The 401-nt window shown below is 56.1% G+C and carries 1 protein-coding gene; it reads right to left on the bottom strand.

Features of this window, described 5'->3' with window-relative positions; genetic code table 11:
* Positions 1–401, bottom strand: a 401-nt coding sequence (locus KNP86_RS15610; protein ID WP_214755170.1) for a transposase, incomplete at both ends; no start/stop codon positions are given.

A 401-nucleotide genomic window follows, 5' to 3' on the forward strand; every position in this document is an offset into this window, starting at 1 on the left:
TATAGGGTTGCCAGAGGTGTCGCTCGATTATCCGCTGGTGCTTCTGGCTCTTCGTGCACTGCTCGAGCAGCGGGCAGTTCACACAAACCGCGGGATTCGAGACGTACTTGCGTTTCCCCTCGCGCATCGTCGTACTGTACGTTAATAACTCGTTGTTTGGGCAGATGTAGACGTCACGGTGCTCGTCGTAGATGAAATCCTTGGTCTTGAAGGCGCCCTTCTTACCCTTCGGGCGAGTGTATGGGAAGACCGGCAGGATCCCACGGTCAATCAGCAGCTTGGCAATGGCCGGATTTTTATAGGCGGAGTCGGCGGCGAACGGTTGAATCAGGCGGTCGGAGACCTTGTCGAGCAGATCGGGGAACGCTACACTATCGTGCACGTTACCCGGTGTGACGATA

The organism is Exiguobacterium sp. s16, assembly GCF_018618115.1.
In the GTDB taxonomy this organism is placed as follows: domain Bacteria; phylum Bacillota; class Bacilli; order Exiguobacteriales; family Exiguobacteriaceae; genus Exiguobacterium; species Exiguobacterium mexicanum_A.